This is a genomic window from Candidatus Eisenbacteria bacterium, from assembly GCA_016930695.1.
Classification (GTDB): Bacteria; Orphanbacterota; Orphanbacteria; order Orphanbacterales; family Orphanbacteraceae; genus JAFGGD01.
This window is the reverse complement of record JAFGGD010000016.1, coordinates 42,726-66,075: the sequence shown is the minus strand read 5'-3', so window position 1 is coordinate 66,075 and position 23,350 is coordinate 42,726. Positions and strand designations below refer to the sequence as shown.

General features: G+C 67.1%; 18 protein-coding genes. 15 read left to right on the top strand and 3 right to left on the bottom strand.

Going from position 1 to position 23,350, the window contains the following annotated elements:
- The first annotated feature begins 339 nt into the window (after positions 1–339).
- The 7 genes from JW958_02810 to JW958_02780 all read left to right on the top strand — a co-directional run bounded on the left by JW958_02810 (position 340) and on the right by JW958_02780 (position 7,192).
- Positions 340–759 (top strand): S-adenosylmethionine decarboxylase, encoded by a 420-nt coding sequence (locus tag JW958_02810; GenBank protein ID MBN1825169.1) that lies wholly within the window; start codon positions 340–342, stop codon positions 757–759.
- Between the two features lie 92 nt (positions 760–851).
- Positions 852–1,922 carry a deoxyhypusine synthase family protein gene (locus tag JW958_02805; GenBank protein MBN1825168.1) on the top strand — a complete coding sequence of 357 codons (1,071 nt, stop codon included), beginning with the start codon at positions 852–854 and terminating at the stop codon, positions 1,920–1,922.
- On the top strand, positions 1,919–2,821 hold the full coding sequence (speB, locus tag JW958_02800) for an agmatinase (GenBank protein MBN1825167.1): 903 nt from the start codon (positions 1,919–1,921) through the stop codon (positions 2,819–2,821). Before JW958_02805 ends, speB begins: the two co-directional genes overlap by 4 nt.
- A 177-nt stretch (positions 2,822–2,998) precedes the next feature.
- A complete protein-coding gene (locus JW958_02795) occupies positions 2,999–4,138 on the top strand; it encodes an ATP-binding protein (GenBank protein MBN1825166.1) in 1,140 nt (379 codons plus the stop codon).
- Positions 4,139–4,335: 197 nt separating this feature from the next.
- On the top strand, positions 4,336–6,027 hold the full coding sequence (locus tag JW958_02790; protein ID MBN1825165.1) for an electron transfer flavoprotein-ubiquinone oxidoreductase: 1,692 nt from the start codon (positions 4,336–4,338) through the stop codon (positions 6,025–6,027).
- 41 nt (positions 6,028–6,068) lie between these two features.
- On the top strand, positions 6,069–6,629 hold the full coding sequence (locus tag JW958_02785; protein ID MBN1825164.1) for an outer membrane beta-barrel protein: 561 nt from the start codon (positions 6,069–6,071) through the stop codon (positions 6,627–6,629).
- Positions 6,630–6,646: 17 nt separating this feature from the next.
- A complete protein-coding gene (locus tag JW958_02780; protein MBN1825163.1) occupies positions 6,647–7,192 on the top strand; it encodes a hypothetical protein in 546 nt (181 codons plus the stop codon).
- 95 nt (positions 7,193–7,287) lie between these two features.
- Here the strand turns inward: JW958_02780 and JW958_02775 are convergent, their stop codons facing one another.
- On the bottom strand, positions 7,288–8,790 hold the full coding sequence (locus JW958_02775) for a Do family serine endopeptidase (GenBank protein MBN1825162.1): 1,503 nt from the start codon (positions 8,788–8,790) through the stop codon (positions 7,288–7,290).
- A gap of 304 nt (positions 8,791–9,094) precedes the next feature.
- On the opposite strand from JW958_02775, the gene JW958_02770 reads away from it, so the two are divergent.
- The 3 genes from JW958_02770 to JW958_02760 all read left to right on the top strand — a co-directional run bounded on the left by JW958_02770 (position 9,095) and on the right by JW958_02760 (position 11,669).
- A complete protein-coding gene (locus JW958_02770) occupies positions 9,095–9,508 on the top strand; it encodes a hypothetical protein (GenBank protein MBN1825161.1) in 414 nt (137 codons plus the stop codon).
- Positions 9,509–9,705: 197 nt separating this feature from the next.
- Positions 9,706–10,317, top strand: a complete 612-nt coding sequence (gene lpoB / locus JW958_02765; GenBank protein ID MBN1825160.1) for a penicillin-binding protein activator LpoB — start codon at positions 9,706–9,708, stop codon at positions 10,315–10,317.
- Positions 10,260–11,669, top strand: a complete 1,410-nt coding sequence (locus tag JW958_02760) for a hypothetical protein (GenBank protein MBN1825159.1) — start codon at positions 10,260–10,262, stop codon at positions 11,667–11,669. The genes lpoB and JW958_02760 overlap by 58 nt, the downstream gene beginning before the upstream one ends.
- A gap of 59 nt (positions 11,670–11,728) precedes the next feature.
- On the opposite strand, the gene JW958_02755 is transcribed toward JW958_02760, so the two are convergent.
- A complete protein-coding gene (locus JW958_02755) occupies positions 11,729–12,391 on the bottom strand; it encodes an endonuclease III (protein ID MBN1825158.1) in 663 nt (220 codons plus the stop codon).
- Between the two features lie 155 nt (positions 12,392–12,546).
- Between JW958_02755 and JW958_02750 the strand changes: the two genes are divergently transcribed.
- Positions 12,547–13,548 carry an AAA family ATPase gene (locus tag JW958_02750; GenBank protein MBN1825157.1) on the top strand — a complete coding sequence of 334 codons (1,002 nt, stop codon included), beginning with the start codon at positions 12,547–12,549 and terminating at the stop codon, positions 13,546–13,548.
- A complete protein-coding gene (locus JW958_02745) occupies positions 13,545–14,447 on the top strand; it encodes a DUF58 domain-containing protein (GenBank protein ID MBN1825156.1) in 903 nt (300 codons plus the stop codon). The genes JW958_02750 and JW958_02745 overlap by 4 nt, the downstream gene beginning before the upstream one ends.
- 18 nt (positions 14,448–14,465) lie before the next feature.
- On the opposite strand, the gene JW958_02740 is transcribed toward JW958_02745, so the two are convergent.
- Positions 14,466–16,199: a site-specific DNA-methyltransferase gene (locus JW958_02740; GenBank protein MBN1825155.1), complete on the bottom strand. Its 1,734-nt coding sequence runs from the start codon at positions 16,197–16,199 to the stop codon at positions 14,466–14,468.
- Between the two features lie 322 nt (positions 16,200–16,521).
- Here JW958_02740 and JW958_02735 point away from each other — a divergent pair, with 322 nt between their 5' ends.
- The 3 genes from JW958_02735 (at position 16,522) to mfd (ending at position 23,287) form a co-directional block, all read left to right on the top strand.
- Positions 16,522–17,079: a cupin domain-containing protein gene (locus tag JW958_02735; protein ID MBN1825154.1), complete on the top strand. Its 558-nt coding sequence runs from the start codon at positions 16,522–16,524 to the stop codon at positions 17,077–17,079.
- A 728-nt stretch (positions 17,080–17,807) separates the two neighbouring features.
- Positions 17,808–19,919, top strand: coding sequence for a BatA domain-containing protein (locus tag JW958_02730; protein MBN1825153.1), 2,112 nt, complete (start codon positions 17,808–17,810; stop codon positions 19,917–19,919).
- Positions 19,919–23,287, top strand: a complete 3,369-nt coding sequence (mfd, locus tag JW958_02725; GenBank protein ID MBN1825152.1) for a transcription-repair coupling factor — start codon at positions 19,919–19,921, stop codon at positions 23,285–23,287. The genes JW958_02730 and mfd overlap by 1 nt, the downstream gene beginning before the upstream one ends.
- Positions 23,288–23,350: the final 63 nt, after the last annotated feature.

The window sequence follows — 23,350 nt, the reverse complement described above, 5'->3', positions numbered from 1 at the left end:
TCTCGAAAACGAATTCGCCCGTGGCCGCGGGTCGGATCATTAAGAGAGGGTGGCTCGCGACGGATCCGTCCGTCCCCCGCGGGTCGGTGAACGCCCCCGGCGCGTCCTTTGGATCGGGGGAACTCACCCCGCGTCCGGCCTGCCCGGCGCGACCCGAATCCGTAACCGGTTGCGATTTCAAGCGTTCACGTGCTTTGCGTGCGCCGCCCTCCCCTGGGCCCGGTTCTCGTTTTTTTACCCCTCCCCCCGATTCTTGGTGGAAGTCCATCCCGTCGTGCATTAAACTTTTGCGGTTGAGGTAGACCCCGGAAGCAAACAAGCCGGGGTGGAGGGAAGAGATTGGCGAAACACGTATCTCCGGGTTACCACGTTCTTCTGGACGTGGCTGGAGTCCCCCGATCCACCTGTGTCGATGACGCCGGGCTGGTCAAGCTCCTCGTCGCGGCTTCGGAGAGGGCGGGCTGCACCGTGATCAACTCGGTTCGTTACCGGTTCGGTCACGGTTCCCCCGACGGATGCACCGCATTCGTCATGCTCGACGAGAGCCACGTGGCCGTACACTCCTACGCCGACAAAGGTCTCTTGGCGGTGGACGTGTTCGTCTGCGGAGAGCACGCACGCCGAAAGTCTCTGGCAATCGTCGAGGAGATCCGACGTTTCCTTCCCGAAGGACGTTTCCGGGAGAGCATGCTCGACCGTTTCGTCTCCGTGGAAGACGACGTACCTACGCATTCCGTCCTTTCGGTCGGAGAAGGCTGAACACCGGATCGCACGGCCCCGGACGGGTCAGACGAACGCCGGCCGGGAGGCGCCCGGCCGGCGCTTCTTTTTATGCGAGAAGGGAGGCGACGATGGCGAGGGAGTTTCATGACGGCAAGAAGGACGGCCTCCGGCCGCTCGAGCCGTTGTCGGTCCGCCGCGGGGGCGGATTGCCCCGCCTTCTGGACGGGATGGCGAAGACCGCATTCGGCGGCCGCGAGCTGGGCGAGGCCTACGCCGTTCTGAAGGCGATGGTCGACGACCCGGACTGCGCCGTGGTGGTCACTCTCTCCGGCGCGATGACGGTCGCGAAAATGGGGCTCGTGCTCTGCGACATGATCGAGCACGGCTTCGCCCAGATGATCGTGAGCACCGGCGCGATCATGGCCCACGGCCTCTCCGAAGCCTCTCGGGGAGTGCATTACAAACACGACCCCGCGATCCCCGACGAGCAGCTCTTCCGCTGGGGCTACAACCGGGTTTACGACACCCTCGAGATGGAGGCGAACCTGAACGAGGTGGAGCGCTTCGCCCGGGAGACCTTCGAGTCGCTCGAGTGGAAAGGGGCGGTGTCGAGCCACGGGATCACCCGCGCCCTCGGCCGCCGTCTCCTGGACGAAGAGATGATGCCGAGCGTTCTGGGGTGGGCATGCCGGCAGGACGTCCCGGTTTACGTTCCCGCCTTCACCGATTCCGAACTGGGCCTCGACACGGCCACCTTCGCGCTCGGCCTCTCCGGAGCGGCGGAGCGCGCCGGCGACCCCGACGCCTTCTTCGCCGACCCGCCCGCGTTCAACCCCTTCCTCGACCTCTACGATTTCGCCCGCCGGATCCTGAAGGCGAAAAGGATCGGCATCTTCACCATCGGCGGCGGCGTGCCGCGCAACTGGGCGCAGCAGGTCGGCCCCTTCGTCGACATCATCAACCACCGACTCGGAACGGAGATCCCCGTCCCGCGCTACCGCTACGCCCTCAGGATCTGTCCGGAGCCGGTCCACTGGGGCGGCCTCTCGGGCTGCACCTATTCGGAAGGGGTCTCCTGGGGGAAGTTCTTCTCCCGAGAGGAGGGGGGGATGCACGCCGAGGTGCGATCGGACGCCACCATCGCCTGGCCGATCCTGATACGCGCCCTCCTGGAGGAGAAGGGGCTCGTCGAACCATGAGTTTCGATTCCGCGCCCGCCGCCGACGGTTTTCTCGGACTCCCCTCCGTCCCCCTCGAGAAGGCGGACGCGGTGGTTCTCCCTCTCCCCTTGGAGAGGACCGTCACCTACGGCAAGGGGACCGAAGGGGGCCCCGCGGCGATGCTGGACGCGAGTTTCCAGGTGGAGCTGTACGACGAGGAGACGCGCGTCGATTTCGAGGAGGGGCCTCCGCGGATCCACACCGCCCCCTCTCTCGCGCCGGCGGCGGCAGAGGGGCTCACCGACTATCTGGAGCGCGCGCGCGAGCGCGTCGCCGGCTTCGGCGGGCGGTTCGTTCTTTCGCTGGGCGGCGAACACACGGTCACCTACGGCGCGGCCCTCGGCGCCGCGGCCGGAGCGCGCGTCGGTCCTTCGGACCTCACGATCGTGCAGATCGACGCGCACGCCGACCTGATCAACGAGCTGGACGGCCGGACCTGGTCCCACGGGACGGTGATGCGCCGCCTCCGCGAGAAGGGTTGCCGCATCCTCCAGATCGGCGTGAGGAGCCTCGCCCGGGAGGAGTACGACATCGCCGATTCGGACGACGGCGTGAAGACCTTTTACGCGTATGAGCTGGAAGGCCGCTGGGAGGAGGCGCTCGCTGGCGTCCGCGCCCTGCGCGGGCCGGTTTATCTCACTTTCGACGTGGACGGTTTCGATCCCTCGGTGATCCCGAGCACCGGCACCCCGCAGCCGGACGGCCTCACCTGGCGGCAGGGGATGGCGATCTTCCGCGCCCTCGCCGGAGCGCCCGAGGCGCGCTGGATCGGCGCCGACGTGGTGGAGTTCATTCCCTCCCCCCATCCTCCCGGCTGCGACATCCTCGCCGCCAAGCTCGCGATGAAGATCCTCGCCTTCCGCTTCTCCGGGCGCTGACGGCGCGCGCTCTCGGCGCCGGAATCTCCGCAGACGAAACGGATGAACCTCCCAAGCTCCCGATACGTACACCGCGATCTGCGCCGGTATCGTCACCGAATCCCGCGTCTCCCGACAAGAACGGGCTTGACAGTCTGTTTGAAATTACGCATGATGCGTAACGCGAGGTGCGTAATTATGGCGAATCCATTTCGATACGGAGGGGTGGTCGGCCGGGAGTCCTTCTGCAACCGCAAGAGGGAGCTGGAGGACCTGGTCCGGGCGGCGGAGAACGGCGACCGCGTCTTTCTGTACGGGGAGCGCCGTTTTGGCAAGACCTCTCTCGCCCTGCGGATGTTGCACAACCTGGACGCGAAAAAATATATCGGCGCCTACGTCGATCTCTGGCCGACGGAGAGCGAGGAATCCTTCGCAGCGGCCATGGCGGGCTCCATCTCCGGCGGTTTGGCTTCCAGCGCGGACCGTCTGCTGGAAACAGCCAAGCGTTTCTTCGGAGGCCTCGCTCCATCCGTGTCCCTCGATCCGCAGGGAGCGCCCCAGCTCTCCTTCGGCGTAAGGGGATCCTCGATCAAGGCGAGCGGACTCCGAGATGTTCTCGCGGCGCCGGAAGAGATCGCGCGGCGCAGGAAAAAGAGGGTGGTCGTCGTCTTCGATGAATTCCAGCGCGTCCTCGAATACGGCGGCGACATGGTCGAGCGTACTCTGCGAAGCGTCATTCAAGAACACACCCATGTCGCCTATTTCTTTCTCGGCAGCCGCAAGCACATGATCCAACGTATGTTTCTCGATCAAAGCCGGCCTCTCTTCCGTTCAGGCGGGCATTACCCTCTCGGCCCGATTTCCGAGGAACATTGGATTCCTTTCGTCAGGAACCGATTCAAGCGATCGGACAAGGGAATAGGCGCCGAGCAAATACGGATCATCTGCGGCCTCACCGGGGGACATCCTTTCTACACGCAGCACCTCTGCCACGCCGTTTGGGAACTCTGCGAACCGGGCGGCCGCGTCGATCGGTCCCTCATCGACAAAGCCTTCGATCTTCTCCTCGATCGAGAGAGCTACGCCTACACGGCCCTTTGGGAATCTTTCGCGCAGAATCAGAGACGCTTCACCACGGGACTCGCAACGGAACCTCCGGGGGTCCGCCCCTTCAGCGCGGATTTCATCGGGCGCTATCGCCTCCGATCGGCCTCCAACGCGCAGCGAGCCGCCGAGGGTCTCTTGGAGAGGGATATCATCGATAGAGAGAACGGCTCATTCACGATCATCGATCGCTTCTTCCGGGCTTGGATACGGCGCATGGGCGGAGTGGAATAAGGAACAGGAAGCGAATACCGTCCGGCGCCCCCCGCCGGTCCTGAAAATGAAGAAGGCTCCCCAAGCCCGCGCGCGCTTCCGCGTCCCCTTTTCTGTTGCGCCGCAAGCCCTTCTGTCGGTATCGTGTGTCGTCGCGAGGGCGGCCGCCGGAAGGGACGAGCCGCTTTTCGATGGAACCGCGAGAGGAGGAGGCGGGCATGCCGGTGGAGAGGGAAGTCCTGGATGTGGACGTGCTGTTCGTCGGCGCCGGTCCGGCGTCCCTCGCCGGCGCGATCCACCTCGCCCATCTCATCCGCGCCCGGAACGAGGCGGCCGCCGAATCGGGCGGGCCCTCGATCGAGGAGCCCTTCATCGCCGTCATCGAGAAGGGGAAGGAGGCGCACAGCCACGGCCTCTCCGGCGCGGTCCTCGACCCGCGCGCCCTCAAACAGCTCCTCCCCGACTATCTGGAGCGCGGATGTCCCCTCGAAGCGATGGTCGAAGGGGACGACCTCTTCTTCCTCACCCACTCGGGCAAGATCCGCGCCCCCTTCCTCCCGCCGGCGATGCGCAACCACGGCAACTACGTCATCAGCCTCGGCCGCTTCAACGCCTGGCTCGCGGGGATCGCCGAAGAGGAGGGGGTGGAGATCTTCCCCACTTTTCCCGGCGCCGAGCCGATCCTCGAGGAGGGTCGCGTCGCGGGCGTCCGCACCGCCGACAAGGGGCGGGACAAGGAGGGGAAGGAAAAGCCCAACTTCCAGCCCGGAGCGGACTTCCGCGCCAAGGTGACCGTCTTCGCCGAAGGGCCGCGCGGCAGCCTCGCCAAAAAACTCTTCCGCGAGCGCCCCGAACTGGTCGAGGGACGCAACCCGCAGGTTTACGGCGCCGGCGTCAAAGAGGTGTGGAAGGTCCCCGACGGTCGCATCACCCCCGGCCGCGTGATCCACACACTCGGCTTCCCTCTGAACAAGGACACCTACGGCGGCGGCTGGATCTACGGGATGGGGGAGGGGCGCGTGAGCGCCGGCCTCGTCGTCGGCCTCGACTACCACGATCCTTACCTCGATCCCCACGACGCCTTTCAGGCGTGGAAGACCCACCCCCTCGTCCGTTCCATTCTGGAGGGGGGGGAGATGGAAGGGTACGGCGCCAAGACGATGCCGCTCGGCGGCTACTGGTCGATACCGCGCCTCTCCATGAACGGCGCCCTCCTCGCGGGCGACAGCGCGTCGTTCCTCAACCCGATCCGCCTCAAGGGGATCCACACGGCGATGAAATCGGGGATGCTCGCCGCCGAGACGATCCTGGGGGCGCTCCTCAAGAACGACACGGGCGCCGAGTCGCTCGCCGCCTTCGATCGCGCGATCCGGTCGAGCTGGATCCGCGAGGAACTGCGCCGCTCGCGCAACTTCCACCAAGGTTTCGACCACGGCCTCTGGATGGGGATGATTCACGCCGGGCTGCAGATGGCGACCGGCGGGCGGGGGATCAAGCACCGGATGGGCGCGAGCCCCGGCCACACCCGGATGAAGTCGGTGCGCGATTACTACGGCGCGCGCCCCGAGCCGCCATCGCCGCCGCCGCCGGACAACGCGTATCTCTTCGATAAGCCGACCGACGTCTATCGGTCCGGCACCGAGCACGCCGAGGACCAGCCGGCGCATCTCAAGATCCTCGATCCGGAGCTGTGCGTGCGCGAGTGCATGGAGAAGTACGGCGCTCCCTGCACCCGCTTCTGCCCCGCCGAGGTGTACGAGGCGATCGAGGAGGACGGCGTCTTCAAGGGGATCCGGATCAATTTCTCGAACTGTGTTCATTGCAAGACATGCGATATCATGGATCCGTACGAGAACATCGAGTGGACCACGCCCGAAGGGGGCGGGGGGCCTGCCTACAAGAACATGTAGGCTCGGCCGTCCGCGGGCTTCGGCCAGAAAAGGGGGGACGAATGAGAGGATACCGGGCTTTGGCGCTCGCCATGCTGCTCCTGCCCGCGCTCGCCGCGCCGGCGTGGGCCGGCGTCGCCATCGGGGCGTACGGCGGGTACAACTTCACCATCATTCAGGACGACTCGGATCACGGAGCCCTCTTCGGGCTGAAGGCGAAGATCGACGGAATCCCGGTGGTGGTCTTGGAGCCGTCGATCACCTTCATCAGCGTCGGAGACAAAGAGAACGAGGACGACGAGGTGGGGGCCTTCACCCAATCCGGCGGCTCGATCCAGGCCTTCGCGCTGAACGCCAACCTGGGCGGCTCCTACAAAACCGAGCCGGGCGTCGGCTTCTACGGCACCGGGGGGATCGGCATGTACTCCCTGAGTCCGGACGCGCCCTACCTGGAAGACGAGAGCCGTTTCGGATTCAACGCGGGCGCCGGTTTCGTGTACAAAGCGTCGCCCAAGTTCGACATCGACGTGAGCGCCCGCCTGCACGTGATCACCCTGGACGGCGGCGGCTCGCGGAAGAGCGTCGGCATCTACGCGGGCGCCGATTTCTACTTCGGGTTATGAGAGGGGAGGAGGGTCGGATGATGAATAAGAATGTTCGTATCGCCCTCGCCGCGCTCGTCGCGGCGGGACTTTTCGCCGGCTGCCTCCTGGTGAGCGGCCAGATCACCATCGTGCAGGAGTTCGACGACGACAGCGGCGCCGCCGCCTCGCAGGTGTACTACCTGTCCGTCGACCTGAACGAGAACGACGACTACGCCGACCACAAGGACAAGATCAAATCGCTCGAGGCGTTCGGCTTCGTCGTGAAGATCACCAACGGGGGGAACATCGCAGCCCGCGGCGAGGGGTATCTCTCCTTGAGCCCGATCACCCCTCTGCCGACCGACCGGGACGACATACTGGCGGCGAAGATCCCGCGCATCTTCTACGTGAGCGACCCGATCGATCCGGGCGAGTTCCGGAACATCACCTTCGAGATGTCCCAGGATTACATCGAGAACTTCGACGACATCGACGAGGCGATCAAGGACGGCGAGATCTATCTCTACGGCGTGACCGATCAGAACACCTTGGTCAAGTACGAGGACTTCAAGCTGATCGCCACCATCAACGTGGAGATCTAGCCGGTCCGGCGCGAAAGCGATTCAAAAGACGCGGGCGGGGGATCCCGTTTCCCCCGCCCGTTCGTTTTCGTCGTCTGTTCCTCTCGCCCGCGCCTCTACTCCGGGAGCCGCACCGCGACGTAGAACGTGTTTCCCTGTCTCTCCACGAGGAGAAGCGCCACGTCGCCCGTTTCCAGACCGTCGAGCGCCCGGCCGTAATCGGCCACGGTCTCGATCTCCTCCCGGTTGACCTCCAGGATCACGTCCCCCTCCCGTATGCCGTTCCGCGCCGCCGCCGAGCCGCGCCGCACGTTCACGACCACCACGCCGTCGCCCCGATCCAACTCGAAACTACGGCGCAGTTCCTGCGTGATCGGCCGCACCTCGAGGCCGAGCCGTTCCTCGCTCTTCTCCGAGGCGACGCGGGGGGACTCGTCATCTCCCGGCATCCGCCCCAGTTCGAGGCTGAGGGTGCGTTCCTTCCCGTCGCGGAGGACGCCCAGATCCACGTTCGTGCCGGGGGGCGTGGAGGCGATCTCGTTCCGGAATGTGCGCATCCCGTCCACCTTGCGGCCGTTCAGCCGGACGATCACGTCCTGCCGTTCGAGGCCGGCCTCCTCGGCGGGGCTCTTCTCCATGATGTTCGAGACGAGAACGCCGTCCCGGTCCGGAAGGTCGAGCGCCTCCTGGATCTCCTTGGTCACTCCCTGGATGCCGATCCCGATCCAGCCGCGCGTGACCGTTCCCGTCTCGATGAGGGAACTCTGGATCCGGCGCGCCATGTTGATGGGAATGGCGAAACCGACCCCCTGGGAGCCGCCGGAGCGCGAGGCGATGGCGGTGTTGATTCCGACCACCTCGCCGTCCAGGTTCACCAGCGCGCCGCCGGAGTTCCCCGGGTTGATCGCCGCGTCGGTCTGAATGAAATCCTCGTAGTCCGCCAGGCCGACGGCGGTCCGGCTCTTCGCCGAGACGATCCCCGTGGTGACGGTGTGGTTCAGCGACTGGCTGAAGGGGGAGCCCACGGCGATCACCCACTCGCCCACTTCGAGGGCGTCCGAGTCGCCGAAGCGCGCCGCCGGCAGCCCTTTCGCGTCGATGCGGATCACCGCCACGTCCGTCTTGGGATCCGCGCCGATCACCTCCGCCTCGTACTCTTCTCCATTGGAGAGAAGGACCGCGATGTCACGGGCGTCCGCCACGACGTGGTTGTTGGTGATGATGTAGCCGTCCTCCGTGGCGATCACGCCGGAGCCGAGGCCGCGCTGCACCATCTCTTCTTCCCCGCCCCAGGGGGAACGGGGTTGGCCGAAGAACCGGAAGAACTGCTCCATGTCGCCGCCGTTCGGCCCGAGGGATTGGGCGGGCCGGATCACGCGGCTGCTGGTGACGGTGACCACCGAGGGGACAACCTCCCGCGCCACCGCCGTGAAGGCTCGGCTCATGTTCTTGGCCGCCTCGACCGCCTCGCGATCCGCCGGCTCCATCGCGCCGGCCGGCGTCACGACGGCGTCTCGGAGCCCGAACGCGCCGCTCCCGAAGGCGGCGCCCAGAGCCGCCGCCAGGACGAGCGCCGCGACGTACAATCCGGCCCTCCTCCTCCGTCCGTTGCTGTTCATTTCATCTCTCCTTTCCGTACCGTTTGTGATTTTTCGAGGGAAGGGGCTCGCCCCTCTTGTTCGTCTGTTTTCACCGGCGGGGGGATGCGCGGTTCCCATAAAAGATAGAACCGGTCCCCGGCTCGGACAAACCGGCCCCTCCCGCGCGCCGGAACGCCTTCTCCGGCGCGGCGTTGCGCCCGCCCTCCTCCGGCCCGCGCGGGCACCGCCGCGGCATCCTTCTCCCGTCCGCCGGCAGAACACCCTGGATCGCCGTCTTCATTCTTCATACAATCCGGGCGGAAGGAAAGAAGGAGGACTCGCGTTGATCAACCGTTGGATTCTGCTCGGCGTTCTGGCTTTCTTGGTGATCGCGGGCGTGGCGGTTTTCGTCGTTTTCGCGCCCGCCCCCTCCGACGAGAGGGGGACCGACGGCATTTTGGTCCCCCGGGGACCGGTGGGAGTGCTCGACCGGCCGCCCGAGGAGATCCTCTGGAATCCGGTCCGCGGGGCGCGCTCCTATGGCGTGGAAATCATGGACGCCCGGCAACAGTTATTGTGGAAAGGACCCGCCGACCGGGAGTCGATCCTCTTCCCGGCGGAGTTGGAGGAGCGCGTGCGGGGGGGAGAAACCTTTTTCTACAGGATCACCGCGCGGGGCGCTCTCGGCAAAAAGCTGGTCTCCTCGGAGGCGGTTCTCTTCCGCTGCCGCCCCCCCGCCGATTCCACCGGCGATTGAGAAGCGGCGGGGCGGCCGGGACTCCTTCTTGCAAGAGAGAGGATCAGGAGGGGGAGAGGGGACGGCCTGCTTGGGCCGCCACCTTGAAACCATATGGAACACATAGAGTTACGGTAAGGACACCCAGCGCCCCCGGCGGGCGACGTGACCGATCGACACAGGGAATGTGGTCGTTTCGATGCACGGAGGAGGCGAAGATGAGAGGAGTCATGGGGACGATCGCGGCGGCGCTGATCCTCGGGATCGCGCTGACCGGATGCGGCAAGTCGATCGAGATGGAGCGTCTCGATCCGACCACCGACCTGCAGTACAACACCAAGTGGTCCCACGTGGACAACCAGAAGGTGGCGGACGAGCTGGTGGAGTCGATGCTGAACGCTCCCTGGATCGCCGAGTTCACCGCGCTCAACCAGGGAGAGCGGCCGGTGGTGATCGTGGACGACGTGAAGAACGCCACCGCGGAGCACATCGACGTGGAATCCCTCACCGACCTGATCCGGACGAGACTGGTCAAATCGCAGAGGGTCCGCTTCTTGAACAAGGAATCCCGCGACTCGATTCTCGAGGAATACAAGTACCAGCACTCCGGCGTGGTCGATCCCTCGCGTGCGGTGCGGACCGGCCGGCAGGAGGGGGCGATGTATATCCTCACCGGCGCCATCGCCTCGATTCAGTCGACGCTGGACAAGAAACGAATCGTCACCTACAAGACGACGCTGGAACTGACTAACCTCGAAAGCGCGATCATCGAATGGACCGACGACGTGGAAATGGTGAAGCACTTCGAAGCGCGGGGGACCAAATTCTGATCTCCGAATCCCCGCGACTTTTCGCACGGCGGCCGGGTCCGCGCCTTTTTCGGGCCCGGTCCGCCGTCCTCCTCGCGCTTCTCGCGCCGCTCCTGCTCGCCGGTTGCGGCGTCTCGGGCCTCCAGAAGCGGCGCGCCGGCTACACCCTTTTTTACAACGGCGACATGGAGGGGGCGGCGGCGGCGCTCGCCGACTCGACGGACGATAAAAACCGTCTCCTCTACGCCCTCGACCGGGGGGTGATCGCCCACACCTCGGGCAGGCCGGAGGACTCCAACCGTTCCTTCGCGAGGGCCGAGGACTACATCTTCGAGCTGGACGTCACCGACGTTTCCGATCAGGCGTCCTCTTTTCTCGTCAATGATTATCGCATCGCTTATAAAGGAGAGGACTTCGAGAAGGTCCTGGTCCATCCCTTCAAGGCGCTCAACTATCTCGCCCTGAACGATCCCGACGCGGCGCTTGTGGAGTGCCGCGCCCTCAACAACCGGCTGGTGGAGATCAACGAACGGCACGGAGGAGAGAGCGTCTACAACGACGACGCCTTCGCGCGCTATCTCTCGGGAATCATCTACGAGTCTCAGGGGAACCGGAACGACGCGCTCGTCGACTACCGGCTGGCCGATTCCGCCTTCGTCGGCTACGGACGAAAATACGGAACCCCCTACCCGCCGTCTCTTCAGGCGTCCCTTCTCCGGCTCGCCGAGGCGCAGGAGATGGGCCATCTGGTGGACGCCTTCCGGGAGCGTTGGCCGGACGTGAAGTGGGTCCCCTGGCCGGAGAGGCGCGCGATGGCCGAGGTGGTTTTCGTCCTCGAGACGGGCCAGGCGCCGGTGAAGGAGCAGGCGCGCTTCGACGCCGTCGCGGGCGAGGAGGACGGCGCCCCCACCGTTCTCTCCATCGCCTTCCCCAAGTATCGGGTGATCCCCCCCGAGGTCGGCCGGAGCGTGCTCCGCGCGGGGGAGCGCGCCGCCGGGGACGAGCTTGTGGAGGACGTCTCCTCCATCGCCGTCAAGGATCTCCGGGACCGCTACGGCCGCGTGGTCGCCAAGGAGATCGCCCGCGTGGCGGCGAAGACGGTCGCGTCGGAGCAGGTGAAGCAGAAGAACGAGATTCTCGGCTTCCTTCTGAACCTGGTGAACAGCGCCAACGAGCAGGCGGACCTCCGGAGCTGGGAAACGCTGCCGGCGCAATTCCGGATCGCCCGCGTTCTCGTGCCGCCCGATCTCCCCTTCCCGCTCTCCGCCGACATCTACGCCCCCGACGGGCGCAAGATCGAAACCGTCGGTCTGGGCGAATGGACCCTCCGCCCCGGCGAGACGCTCTTTCTCTATCACAGGACGCTTTACTAGCCCGGATCGCGCGCGCGCTTTCCGCCGCGGGTTCGGCCCGCGGACCGCGGAGTCCTTTTTCAGCGGGAGCGCGTGACGCCGATCCGCGGGCAGAGCGCCTCCACGACGCAGAGGGAGCAGAAGGGGGAGACCGGTTTGCAGACCTGCCGGCCGAAGACGATCAATAGACCGTTCAGTGTTTTCCAGTGGCGGCGGGGGAGCTTCGCCCGGAGCGCCGCCTCCGTCTCGTCGGGGGAGCGGGTCGCGACGTAGCCCCAGCGGTTCACGATCCGATGAACGTGGACGTCCACGCAGATCCCCGCCTTGTCATGGGCGCGGATGAGAACCAGATTCGCCGTTTTTCGTCCCACGCCGGGGAGGGCGAGGAGCTCCTTCATCCGATCCGGGACCCGGCCGCCGTGTCGTTCGATCAGGATCCGCGCGATCTCACGCACCGTCCGCGCCTTGTTCCGGTAGAAGCCGACCGGGTAGATCGCCTTTTCGATCGCCGCCGTCCGAAGGCGGACCATCGCCTCCGGCGAAGGCGCGATCGCGAAGAGCCTCTCCGCCGCGCCCTCGGTGGTCTCGTCCTTGGTGCGGAGGGAGAGGACGCACCCGATCAGCGTCCGGAAGGGATCGCGCTCCCGCCGCCGCTCCGTTCCGTCTCCGTGCACCGGGTCCTTCCAGTTCGGCCGGTCCCGGCGGAGCGCGGAAAGCACGCCGTCGATGTTTCTCTCGTCGATCACGGGAGGCTCCTTTTTCGCCGCCCGCCCATTCTAGCGCGAAAACCGGTCGCCGAGGCTTCGTTGACGGGCGCGGGGACCGTTGTTATTCTCGGGAACCCCGGCCGGACCGGCCGGGTGTGAGCGGCGGCAAGGCTCCCCTTCGACATAAGGAGATGACGTTGGACGCGGACCTGCAGGCTGTGGAACGGCTGAAGGAGGCGCGGGAGAAGATCCTGGCCGAGGTGCGGAAGGTGATCGTGGGGCAGCAGACGGTGGTGGACGGCCTCCTCACCTGCCTCCTGGCGGACGGGCACTGCCTGCTCGTCGGCGTGCCCGGTCTCGCCAAGACGCTTCTCATCAGTACGCTCGCGAAGGTGCTCGACCTCGAATTCAACCGGATTCAGTTTACGCCGGACCTGATGCCGAGCGACATCACCGGCACGGACATTCTCGAAGAGGACCGGGGGACGAACCGGAGAAGCTTCACCTTCATCCGCGGCCCGGTCTTCGCCAACATCGTTCTCGCCGACGAGATCAACCGAACGCCGCCGAAGACGCAGGCGGCGCTCCTCCAGGCGATGCAGGAGCACGAGGTCACTGCCGGCGGGCGGACCTACGACTTGGAGCCCCCCTTCTTCGTGCTCGCCACGCAGAACCCGATCGAGCAGGAGGGGACCTATCCGCTTCCCGAGGCGCAGCTCGATCGTTTCATGTTCAACCTTTGGGTCGACTACCCTAAGGAGGACGAGGAGCGGACCATCGCCGAGACGACCACCAGCGCCTATGAGGCGGACCTCAAGCGTGTGCTCTCCGCCGCCGAGATCAACGACCTGCAGCGGCTGGTGCGCCGCGTGCCCGCCCCCTCCCACACGGTCCGCTACGCGGTGCGGCTCGCCCGGGCGACCCGCCCCGTCCTTCCGGGATCGCCCGATTTCGTGCGCGATTGGGTGAGTTGGGGCGCCGGACCGCGCGCCTCCCAGTACCTCCTTCTCGGCGCCAAGACGCGCGCCGTGCTGGACGGACGGTACGCTCCTTCCGTGGAGGACGTGATCGAGGTGGCCCCCGCCGTGCTCCGGCATCGGATCGTGACCAACTTCACCGCCGAAGCGGAGGGAGTGGAGGCGCTCGACATCGTGCGCCGCCTGATCGAAGCGGTCCCGCGGGACGAGCGATGAAGACGGACCGCGAGAGCCGGCGCTTCCTCGATCCGGAGGTGGCGGCGCGGCTCTCGCGCATGGACATCAAGGCGCGGCTGGTGGTGGAGGGCTTCGTCGCGGGCCTCCACAAGAGCCCCTACCGCGGCTTCAGCGTCGAGTTCGCCGAGCACCGCCAGTACATGCCGGGCGATCCCCTCCGCCACGTGGACTGGAAGGTCTACGCCAAGTCGGACAAGTTTTACGTCAAGGAGTACGAGGAAGAAACCAATCTCCGCGCTTATCTGCTCCTCGACGCGAGCGGCTCCATGGGCTACGGCTCCGGGGCGGTCACCAAGTTCGTCTATGCCGCGCAGCTCGCCGCGGCCCTCTCCTATTTGATGCTCCGCCAGCGCGACTCGGTGGGTCTGGTCCTCTTCGACAAGGAGGTGCGCCGCTTTCTGGCGCCCCGCGCCTCCGGCGTCCACCTGCACCGGATCCTGCGGGAGCTGGAAGGGGCGTCGCCGTCGGAGGAGACGAACACGGCGGGCGCGCTCCGCCGCCTGACCGAACGGATCCGCCGCCGCGGCCTGGTGATTCTCCTCTCGGACCTGATGGACGACCCGGACCAGGTGCTGACGGCGCTCCGCTACTTCCGCCACAAGAAGCACGAGGTGGTGGTCTTCCACATCCTCGATCCGAAAGAGGTCCGCTTCGACTTTACCCGCGAGGCGCGTTTCGAGGACATGGAGAGAGAGGACCGCCTGCTCGCCCAGCCCTGGCGGATTCAGAGGGAGTACGCCCGGGAGGTGGAGCGCTGGCGGGACCGCTACCGGCGCGAGTGCGGCGAGCATCGCATCGACTACAACTTCATCGAGACCACCACGCCCTACGACACGGCGCTCTATGCCTATCTGGCGAAGCGGGCGCGGCTCGGTTAGCGGGGCGGGGTTCCGGGGTCAGCGAACGCGGGGAAAGAGCAGGCGGTAGGCCTCGCGGCCGGCCGTGTCCACCGCGCGCACCAACACTCGGCGCCGGCCCGGTCCGTTGTAGATGTGGGGGGCGCTCTCCAGAGGCAAGGCCCGGGAGCGGCCGGTCCTCTCCGCCGTCCATCCGGGCGCGAAGGTCTCCCCGTCCCAATCCCAATCGACGGCCCACTGATCGATTCCGTCCGTCCAGGAACATTCCCGCGCGTCCGATCCCTCCTCCGCGCCCGGATCGTAACCGTCCAGGCGGATCGTCCGCGCCCGCCCCGGCGCGCGGCGGAGGGAGGCGCGAAGCGACGGCAGCGGCGGAAAAGAGGTCGCGCCGCCGTTCTCCTCCTGTTCGTCCATCAGATCGGTGGGAATCGGGACGAGGAGCACGGGCGGGCCCGCGGCGGAGAGACGCTCCGCCTCCTCCGCCGATCCCGGGAGGAACTCCCATGCGAGGAGGTGCGCTCCCCCCTTTCCGCGGGCGCGGGCCGCGCGCCGAATCGCCTCGGGGCCGGGCCGCTCCTCGGGGCCGAAGACACGAACCACCGCGTTCCCCGTCCGGCCGTGGAAGGGGTCGGCGTTCTCCGCCGGCTCGGCGCCGTACCGCTCGAGGAGGAAGCGCCGGTAGTCGCGGTTCGCTTCTTCCGGCGAGGAGCCGTTCGCGCCGAAACGCTCCAGCGTCCAGAGGGCGCGGTCCGCCCCGTCCAGGTCGAGCAGGCGGAAGGGGGGGACCCGGTCCGCGGCGAGGAGGCGTTTCCGCGTCACCCGAATCGCGGCGGGGCTCCGGTCGCAGGCGATCCAGCGGCGGCCGAGGCGCTCCGCCGTCGCCGCCGTCGTTCCGGATCCGCAGAAGAGATCCGCCACCAGGTCGCCCGGATTCGTCGAGGCGAGGATCATCCTCTCCAGGAGCGCCTCCGGTTTCTGTGTCGGATAGTCCAGGCGTTCCGGCTGGTTCCCCCGGAGGGCGGGAATGTCGAACACGTCCCGGCAACGCACCCAGGTGAACCGTCCGCCGCCGTCGTCGTGGATCTCCACGTTGGAGAAGCCGTACCGGTGCATCAGGTAGGATTTTTCTTTTTGCGGGTTCCAGGTCGCCCGGGCGGGATCCTTTACGTAAAAAAGTATGTTGTCGTGCTTGCGGCCGAAGCCGAGGCGGTCCGGCGCGCCGCCGGTCTTGTAGAACCAAATGATCTCGTTGACGAAGGAAGAGGCGCCGAAAACCGAGTCGAGCATCAGGCGGAGCGGGGCGGCGACCCGATAGTCGACGTGCACGTAAAGGGCGCCCCTCGGAGAGAGCAGCTCCCGAATTCGGAGGAGGCGTTCCTCCATCCGTGTGAGATAGGCGGGGAGGCCGCGGGCACGGCCGTCCCGGTAGGCGCGCGCGCCGGAGCGCGGGCCGGCGCCGGAGGGCGCGGGGACTCGGAAGTCCGTCCCGGTGGCGAAGGGGGGATCGATGTAGACCATGTCGACGCGCCCGCGATAACGGTTCAGGAGCGCGTCCAGAACGGGCAGGTTGTCCCCGCGGATCAAGAGATTGGGTCGGCGGGCGCGCCCGCCGTAGCGCTCCCGCTCCCGGAAGCGGAGAACCGGACGGCTCGTCTCCTCCGCTTCGTCCCCGTTCCGCCGGCCCGTCCACGAAAGGGAAACGCCCCGGGGATCGCGGGCGATCTTCCGGTGAACCTGCCGACCGGGCGTTCTCTTGTTCCCGGTTTTTTTCAAGTGAGTCCTCCGCTCGCGAACGTCTCTCCCGGACGGGCAGAATATAGCGGGCGCCATTCTCCGCGGCCAGGGGATTGTGCGGCCGGGCCGGCGGCGGCCGTCGCCGGTCGCGCCGGTGCGGAGAGAGGCGTTTGCTTGACACGCCTTGCGTCGACATGCTACGTTTCGCGCGTATTCCGGGTATCGCGTCGCGTTCGGCGGATCCCGAAGGCTGACCGGAGGAGGGCGACGGAAGAGCGTTTCGGTTCGCACAACGAAAGGGTCATCGTCCGCTTCTCGTGACCGGCTCGTCGCGTACGTCGGCGGGCAGGGGGTGCTGGGTATGCCGTCGAGAGAGGAACTCGGAAAAAGGATCAAGTCCGTTCGGCTCGAAAAAGGTTTGACCCTGAAGGAAGTCGAGCTTCTCTCCGGCGTCTCGATGACGCACACCTCGCAGATCGAGCGGGGGATGACCTCGCCCACCGTCGGCGCCCTCGAAAAACTCGCTCGGGCGCTCGACAAGACCGCCAGCTTTTTTATCGAGGAGAACGCGCTCGAGGAAACCTGCCGGGTTTGCAAGCCGGACCGGTCGATCCTCTCCAACGAGGAGCACGGCGTTCGTCTCGAGAGCCTCTCCAACGGCATTCCGGGCGGGATGCTCCACTTTTATCATCTCGTCGCCGAGCCGGGCGCCAAGCCGCCTACCCCGCGCTCCCATGCGGGGGAAGAGGCGATCACCGTCCTCAAGGGGAGCCTGGAGGTCGTCATCGGCGAGGAGCGGTACCGCCTCAAGGCGGGGGACAGCATCCACTACAAATCGGACCAACCGCATTATTTCTACGCATCCAACCGCCACGGCGCCGAGGCGATCTGGGTGGGAACGGCCGTCCCCCTCTTCTGATTCGGGGATCGAAATCGGATCCTATTGCGACGCGTGATCGCGGGCTGCGATCCGGTTTCTCCGTCGCCCGCTTCCTCATCGTAGCTCGGGCTACGACTCCGGGAGCGGGCTTGTCCGAAACCGGTCTCGCTCCGCGCTCCCGCGCCTCATGTACGGATCCGATTTCGATCCCCGAATCTGTTTCGTGCGGAATCGCGAACGTCGTGACGAATTCCCCTCCGCTCCTCCGAACCGAAAGAGGGAAAATCAAGGGCGGTGGAAACCGAACGGACGGGTAATCCTTCTCGGAGTCCGGGGCGTGCCGCCCCCTGGGTGGGTTCGTGATCGCCACGGAGTTCCCACAAGGGTGCGACCTCGCGCGGCCATTTTTCACGCACCTCGAGAGGTGGGGGCCCCCGTCCCGCCCCTTCTCCTCGAAGGATCACGCCGTCCGTCCGGGAAAGAAGCGGAGAGGATGGCGGGAGAGGGTGAGGGTGCCTTTCCTTCCACCCCCGGCTCTCCCTCCGGGGCACGGTGTGGGGAGAGGGACGGACGGGTAATCCCTCTCGGAATCCACTCCGTGAATCCCGGCCGGTTTCTTCCCTCCTTGCCCCCCGTCTTCCCCCTTCCCTTCCGTCGTGTTAGATTGAACCGGTTCGAGCCCCGGCGGTCGGACCCGGGCGGATTATTTCGGTGTGCAATGCGGGCCGGCCCGTGGCCGGTGTTTTCCCGTATCCCTTTGGTGGAAAATGACTTTTCTGCAATCGATCTTTCTGGCCGGGTTGGCCGCCGCGCTCATTCCGGTGTTGATCCACCTTCTGAACCGCCCCCGGGCTCGGGTGGTGCGTTTCAGCACGCTCGAGTTCATCCGGCGCCTGCAGATCAAGAAGTCCCGCAGGATCCGATTCCGCGAGATCCTGCTCCTCCTTCTCCGGGTCGCGCTGATCGCGCTCCTCGCCCTCGCCTTCGCCAGACCGGCGCTTCGCGGCGCCGCCGCCGGCATCGGCGGGCGGGCGCGCACTTCCGCCTGCATCGTGCTGGACGCGAGCTACAGCATGGGGTACGGGGAGGGGGACCGTACCCTTTTCGACCGTGCCAAGGAACGGGCCCGGAGCGCGGCCGATCTGCTGCAGGAGGGGGACGAGGCGCTTCTGCTTCTCGCCTCCTCTTCGCCCGAATCGCGCTTCGAGCGCCCGACCCATAACTTCCGTCTTCTCGATGCGGAGATCGATCGGGCGGTTCTCGGCGCGCGCGGGACCGATTTTTCCCTCTCTCTTCTGGAAGCGGCGCGCGCGCTGGAGGGATCGAGGAACGCCAACCGCGAGATCTATCTCGTCAGCGACATGCAGAGAATCGGATTCGCCGACGCCGGCGCGGCGGGAGCGGCGATCGCCGAGGCGGGCATCCGGCTCTTTCTTCTCCCGGTGGGGGAGGGGGCGCGCCCGAACCGGGCGGTGACCGGCGCGGAGCTTTACGAGCCGAGGCGTTTCGGCGAGACCCTGCGAATTCGGGCGACGGCGATCAATTACGGCGAAGAACCGACCGAGGGGCTCGTCACCCTGCTGCTCGACGGCGAGCGCCGGGGCACGTCGCCGATCCGCCTCGAGCCGGGAGGAACCGAGTCGGTTCTTTTCTCGGTCCTTCTCCGGGGCGGCGGGACGCACGCGGGGGAAATCCGTCTCGACGACGATCCCCTTCCTCGAGACGACGCCTTCTTCTTCACATTCCACCGGCCCGACCGGCTGGAGGTGCTTCTCGTCGGCGATCCTTCCGGCGAGGGGACGCGCTATCTGAGAAACGCCCTCGACCCGGACGGGAACGAGGGCGCCGAAGGGGAGGGGGGGATGATTCACGTCCAAACCGCCGACCCGAGTGAACTCCGTTCGATCCGCCTCGACCGTTTTCACGCCGTGTTTCTTGCCGGGCCGGCCGTGCGGGACGAGGGGGTGGTCGCACCCCTGGAGGAATACGTTCTCGGCGGCGGCGGCGTGGTGATCGTCCCCGGCGACGGAATCGACGTGGGCTTTTATAACCGCGTCCTCCTCCCCCGTCTCGCGGGAAACGTCCGTTTCGGGCCGGTGGCCTCTTCCCCGGGCGGGCTGCCCGCCGGCGTCGATCGTTTCGACGCCGAACATCCGCTCTTCACGGTGTTCCGCCAGGGGCTCGACCGGGCGCTCCGCGACCTGCGCATCTACCGCCACCTCCGCATCGAAACGGACGCCGCCGCCCGGGCGGTCGCGCGCATCGCCGACGGCGACCCGCTCCTGGTGGAGGCGCGGCGCGGGGCGGGCCGCGTCTTTCTCTGGGCGGTCGGCGCCGACCCGGAGTGGAGCGATCTCCCGACGCGCCCCTTCTTCCTCCCCCTCGTGCACGAGACGGTCCGCTATCTTTACTCCGGCGGCGCCCTGCACATGGGAAGCCTCGCCGTGGGCCGCTCTTACCGGAAGGACGTCACCGGGCTCGTCCTCGGAGAGGAGGTCCTCTGCCGCACCCCGCGGGAGGAGGTGGCGCTCCAGCCGAGAAGCGAGGGGGACAGGCTGCTCCTCGAGTTCGACGGTACCGGTCTCCCCGGTTTTTATCGGATCGAGTCGGAGGGGTTCGACGATCTCTTCGCGGTCAACCCGGAGACGGAAGAGTCGGACCTCGCCCCCCTTCCGGAGTCGGAGTGGGAGGAGCGTCTCGGCACGGACCGCTTCACGGTGATCCCGGAGAAGCAGCGCCCGGACCGGCCCGTCCTTCAGGCGAGGTACGGCCGGGAACTCCGGCGGGAACTGCTCTGGCTCGCCTTCTTCGTCGCCGTGGCGGAGCTGGTGCTCGGCCGCGGGCTGCGCCGCTCCGCTCCGATCCCGCGGGACGACTGATGCTGACCGACCTACGCGGAATTCTCCACGACACGCGGCCCTTTCGGGAGATCCGGCGCCGATTCGCGGAGGGGGCGCGCGTGGTGCCCGTCGAAGGGGCCGGAGCGTCGGTCCTCTCCTTCGCCGTCGCCGATATGGTGGAAGGAAGCGACGCGTCGGTGCTCCTCGTCCTTCCCCGGCCGGACGACGCGGAGCTTTTCGCCGAGGAACTGGAGGGGATGCTCGGCGAGGACCGCGTTTTCCTTTATCCCTCATGGGAACTGCTCCCCTACGAGAAGCATTCCCCCGGCCTGCATCTCACCGCCATGCGCCAGCGCGCCCTCGCCCACCTGATCCGCGGCGGCCCCGGCGTGGTGATCGCCGCCCCCCGGGCGCTCCAGATCCGCGTCGCCCCCCGGCGGGTGACCGCAGAGTACCGGGTCGAAATCAGCCGAGGCGGCGAGATCGACCTCGATCGCCTGAGCGAGCGGCTTGTTCAGATGGGTTTCACGCGGGCGCCCGTCGCCGAAGACGCGGGGGCGTTCGCCCGCCGCGGCGGCATACTGGACGTCTTCCCGGCCGGGAGCCGCATGCCGTTTCGCGTCGAGATGTTCGGCGACGAGATCGATTCGATCCGCGAATACGACCCGGAATCGCAGCGTTCCATCCGGGATCTGGACGCCGTGGAGCTGGCGCCGCAGCGCGAGTTCCCCCTCCCCGACGAGGCCGTGCGGCGCGCGCAGGAGGCCGCCCCGCCCGGCGAGGAGGGGGACCTGCTCGGCCGGGGGGCCCACTTCGAAGGGATCGAACGTTGGCTTCCCCTCCTCTTTCCGGACGCGGAAACCCTCTTCGATTATCTGCCCGCGGAGGCCCGCGTGGTTCTTCTCGAGGAGAGGGAGGCGATGGGCGCCGCGCTGGAGATGTGGGAAGAGGCGGAGCGGTTTTTCGGGAAGGACGCCGGCCCGGAGTCTCCCCCGCCGCCGGCCGCCGCCTTCCTGGACGCGCGCTCCCTCGAAGAGAGAATCCGCTCCTTCCCGCTCCTTTCGGCGCGCCGCGGCTCCCACGGCGGCGGAGCGGACGCGGTCGCCGTCGGCGCCATCCCGTCGCCTCCCTTCCTCGGCCGGACCGATCTCCTCCAGTCGGAATTACGGGGTTTTCTGGACAAGGGGAACCGCGTCTGGATCCTCTGCGACAACCAGGGGCAGGCGGACCGTCTCGCCGAGATTCTGGAGCCGTTCGAGGGGATGATCGCGGTCGGCCTCGGCCGGCTCCGGCGGGGATTCCTCCTTCCCGGCGAGAGGATCGTCGTCCTCGCCGATCACGAGATCTTCCGGCGGCTCCGCCGCCGCCGCCTCGATCGCCGCCGCCCCCGCGGCACGGTGATCGATAGCTACCTCTCCCTGAAGACGGGGGATTACGTGGTCCATGCCGGCCACGGCATCGGGCGGTTCCAGGGGATCGAGAGGATCGAGGTGGAGGGGACCGGGCGGGACTGCGTCGTCCTCGCCTACGCCGGCGGCGACCGCCTCTACGTCCCCGTCGATCAGATGAACCTGCTGCAAAAGTACAGCGGCGCCGACGCGGCGCGGCCCTCCGTCGACCGGATCGGCGGCACGGGCTGGGAAAAGACGCGGGCGAAGGCGAAGCGCGCCGTCCGCCACCTCGCCAAGGAGCTGCTCCGTCTCTACGCGACCCGCCGGGCGCGCCCCGGTTTCGCCTTCTCGGCGGACGGAGTCTGGCAACGGGAGCTGGAAGATTCCTTCTTATATGAAGAGACGGAGCACCAGGCCCGGGCGGTGCGCGAGGTGAAACGGGACATGGAGTCCACCGGGCCGATGGACCGGCTGGTCTGCGGCGACGTGGGGTACGGCAAGACGGAAGTGGCGGTCCGGGCCGCGTTCAAGGCGGTGCTCGACGGCAGGCAGGTGGCGGTGCTCGTGCCGACCACGCTTCTCGCCCACCAGCACCTCCGCACTTTCAGCGACCGCTTCGCCGGTTTCCCGGTGCGTGTGGAGGCGCTCTCCCGGTTCCGCCGCCCCGCCGAGACGCGGGAGGTCCGGGAGGGGCTCGCGCGGGGGAGCGTGGACGTGGTGATCGGCACGCACCGCCTGCTGCAGAAGGACATCGTCTTCCGCGACCTGGGCCTGATCGTGGTGGACGAGGAGCAGCGCTTCGGCGTCGCCCAGAAAGAGAAGCTGAAGAGGCTGCGGGAGACGGTGGACGTGCTCACCCTGACCGCCACGCCGATCCCGCGCACCCTCTACATGGGCCTCGCCGGCGCCCGGGATATCTCCATCATCGACACGCCCCCCAAGGACCGGCTGCCGATCATCACCGAGGTGATCGAATTCGACCCGAACGTGATCAGCGCGGCGATCCTGCGGGAGTTGGACCGGGGCGGGCAGGTCTATTTCGTCCACAACCGGGTCCGATCCATCGGCGCCATGGCCGCGTTCCTGGGGCGCCTCGTGCCGGAGGCGCGGATCGGCGTCGGCCACGGGCAGATGGCGGAGCGCCAGCTCGAGGGGGTGATGCTCGATTTCCTGGAGCGGAAGATCGACGTGCTCGTCTCCACCATGATCATCGAGTCGGGCCTGGACATTCCGAGCGTGAACACCATGCTCGTCAATCGCGCGGACCGCTTCGGCCTCGCCCAGCTCTATCAGCTGCGGGGCCGGGTGGGACGGTCGCGGCACAGAGCCTACACCTATCTGCTCGTGCCGAAGGAGCGGGCGGTGACCGAGGACGCCCGCAAGCGGCTCGAAGCGATCGCCACCTACACCGATCTCGGCTCCGGCTACCGGATCGCCAGGAAGGACTTGGAGATCCGGGGGGCGGGGAACCTGCTCGGCGCGGAGCAGCACGGTTTCGCCGCGTCGGTCGGTTTCGAGATGTACTGCAAACTGCTCGAGGAAGCGGTGCGGGAGCTGCGCGGCGAAGAGGGCCCGGCCCGCCGCGAAACGCGCCTGGAGGCGAGCGCCGACAGCTATCTGCCGGACGACTACGTGGGGGACCCGGACCTGAAGGTCATCCTGTACCGGCGTCTCGCCGAGACCTCCTCCGTCGAGGAAGTGGAGAGGATCCGGGACGAGGCGGAGGACCGCTTCGGACGGCTGCCGCCGGAGGCGAAGAACCTCTTCGACCTGCGCGGGGTGAAGCTCCTGGGCGAGGCGGCGGGTGCCGAGACGATCCGGCTCGATCCGCGGCGGATCCGGATCCGCTTCCCCGAAGGGGCGCCGGTGCCGCCGGAAAAGGTGCGCGCCCTGGTCCGTTCGTCGGCGGAGCCGCTCCGCTTCGACGCCAGCCGCGGCCTCCTGATCGAGATCGATCTGCCCCCGGGCGCCGACCCGGCGGAAAGGGCCACGAAAGTCTTGGCGGGCCTTGTCTAGTTTGCTAGAATGAAACACTTTAGGATATTCGTCTATCCATGGGCCCGCGTTGGGGGTCCGGGA

Excerpts from the sequence above, each read along its gene's own strand:
- JW958_02735 (MBN1825154.1), top strand. The coding sequence starts at position 16,522 with ATGCCGTCGAGAGAGGAACTCGGAAAAAGGATCAAGTCCGTTCGGCTC.
- JW958_02730 (MBN1825153.1), top strand. The coding sequence starts at position 17,808 with ATGACTTTTCTGCAATCGATCTTTCTGGCCGGGTTGGCCGCCGCGCTC.
- JW958_02780 (MBN1825163.1), top strand. The coding sequence starts at position 6,647 with ATGATGAATAAGAATGTTCGTATCGCCCTCGCCGCGCTCGTCGCGGCG.
- JW958_02785 (MBN1825164.1), top strand. The coding sequence starts at position 6,069 with ATGAGAGGATACCGGGCTTTGGCGCTCGCCATGCTGCTCCTGCCCGCG.
- JW958_02805 (MBN1825168.1), top strand. The coding sequence starts at position 852 with ATGGCGAGGGAGTTTCATGACGGCAAGAAGGACGGCCTCCGGCCGCTC.
- JW958_02775 (MBN1825162.1), bottom strand. The coding sequence starts at position 8,790 with ATGAACAGCAACGGACGGAGGAGGAGGGCCGGATTGTACGTCGCGGCG.
- JW958_02790 (MBN1825165.1), top strand. The coding sequence starts at position 4,336 with ATGCCGGTGGAGAGGGAAGTCCTGGATGTGGACGTGCTGTTCGTCGGC.
- JW958_02745 (MBN1825156.1), top strand. The coding sequence starts at position 13,545 with ATGAAGACGGACCGCGAGAGCCGGCGCTTCCTCGATCCGGAGGTGGCG.
- JW958_02795 (MBN1825166.1), top strand. The coding sequence starts at position 2,999 with ATGGCGAATCCATTTCGATACGGAGGGGTGGTCGGCCGGGAGTCCTTC.
- mfd (MBN1825152.1), top strand. The coding sequence starts at position 19,919 with ATGCTGACCGACCTACGCGGAATTCTCCACGACACGCGGCCCTTTCGG.
- speB (MBN1825167.1), top strand. The coding sequence starts at position 1,919 with ATGAGTTTCGATTCCGCGCCCGCCGCCGACGGTTTTCTCGGACTCCCC.
- lpoB (MBN1825160.1), top strand. The coding sequence starts at position 9,706 with ATGAGAGGAGTCATGGGGACGATCGCGGCGGCGCTGATCCTCGGGATC.
- JW958_02760 (MBN1825159.1), top strand. The coding sequence starts at position 10,260 with ATGGACCGACGACGTGGAAATGGTGAAGCACTTCGAAGCGCGGGGGAC.
- JW958_02750 (MBN1825157.1), top strand. The coding sequence starts at position 12,547 with ATGACGTTGGACGCGGACCTGCAGGCTGTGGAACGGCTGAAGGAGGCG.